The organism is Neisseria sp. P0001.S005, assembly GCF_051963715.1.
The window spans coordinates 1-1,370 of sequence record NZ_JBQCTZ010000400.1 but is presented as its reverse complement, the minus strand read 5'-3'; the positions used below and the strand labels follow the sequence as shown (position 1 = coordinate 1,370).

Genomic DNA, 1,370 nt, shown 5'->3' with positions numbered 1-1,370 from the left:
ACTGTCTGCTTCGTTTTCTTCACCGCGTCAGCAGCGAAGAACCGAACTATACGCCTCACAACAAAACCAGTCAACACTTTTCTCGAAATTATTTTCAAAAATCCAACCACCACCCTGTTTTAACAGGGTTTTTATTTTATAAAAAACTACAATAACCTTTCTACACTATCCAAACATACAAAAAAAATACAAAACAAAGGCCGTCTGAATTGCTCTTCTCAGACGGCCTTTTGAGGTTTATCTATCTTTATATTTTAGTCGGCGAACTGTTTTTTCATTCGTTCGCGTCGCTCTTGCGCTTCTACGGACAATGTCGCGGTCGGACGTGCCAGCAGGCGTTTGAGTCCGATGGGTTCGCCGGTATCGGCACAGAAACCGTAATTACCTTCGTCGATGCTGCGGATAGTCGCTTGCACTTTATTGAGAAGTTTACGCTCGCGGTCGCGAGTGCGCAGTTCTAAAGCGTACTCTTCTTCTTGAGTAGCTCGGTCGGCAGGATCGGGGGCGGATTCGTGCTCTTGAAGATGGCCGGTAGTGGTATTTGCATTTTCAATCAGTTCTTCTTGCATTTTAACCAGTAGTTCGCGGAAGAAGGCCAATTGGTCGCTGTTCATGTAGTCCTCTTCAGGACCATCCCAGTTTAAAATATCTTGTTCTGTCAGCTTTGCCATGGTGTCTGCTTTCGGTTTGTTGTTAATGATTTGGATGCTACGGGTTTGCTTTTATTGGGTTTTCTTGAATTTCCGTTTTGGAAATTGGGCGAAATCATATCACGTTTTACCTATTCATTTGTTCTTTATATTTCGATTTGCACTTTTTTGCACTACCTTACACCTAAATGTATTAAAGCGCTTTTTAGGACGTTGTATTTTTGGTCGTTAATACCTGCTGTGCTTTCAGACGGCCTATTGAAGCAACCATAGGTTGGTTTGCTGGATAAGTTGGGGAAACCATCGGGCCAGCCACAACCATAATAAGAGTGCCAACAAACTGCCTGAAAAATCGTATCGCCCTGCGCGTAAGAAGGAAAACGGTTTGAGCAATGGCTGCAGGATTCGTTCGATGGCATAAGTCAACGGGGAATAGCGGCCCTGTATGCCGGACACCATTCTAATAATCAGACCGATAAGTAATGTATAGGCCGCGGCTTTCAACATATGGAGTACGGCAAACCAGAAGTTTGCCAAAATCAGCTTATTGCTGATGGACAGCGCCGGTGAGATGAAAATAATGGCGGTACAGGCAAGGTAGTACACCAGAAAACCTGCGGACAGGCAGTACCAATCGGTTTTTTCGCCGGATGGAAATGCTTTTTGCCAAGGTTTGGTCAGCCAGCCTGTTGCCTGTATGCTGAATTTGAGCAGGGGGTG

2 protein-coding genes are annotated in these 1,370 nt (G+C 45.0%); both read right to left on the bottom strand.

Annotated elements, in window-relative coordinates; all coding sequences use genetic code 11:
* Positions 1-254 precede the first annotated feature (254 nt).
* Complete coding sequence (gene dksA / locus ACTHSP_RS20580) at positions 255-671, bottom strand: RNA polymerase-binding protein DksA (RefSeq protein WP_049350731.1); 417 nt, start codon at positions 669-671, stop codon at positions 255-257.
* 234 nt (positions 672-905) lie between these two features.
* A partial coding sequence (locus ACTHSP_RS20575; RefSeq protein WP_440346832.1) for a YggT family protein occupies positions 906-1,370 on the bottom strand: 465 nt, incomplete at its 5' end.

Excerpts from the sequence above, each read along its gene's own strand:
- dksA (WP_049350731.1), bottom strand. The coding sequence starts at position 671 with ATGGCAAAGCTGACAGAACAAGATATTTTAAACTGGGATGGTCCTGAA.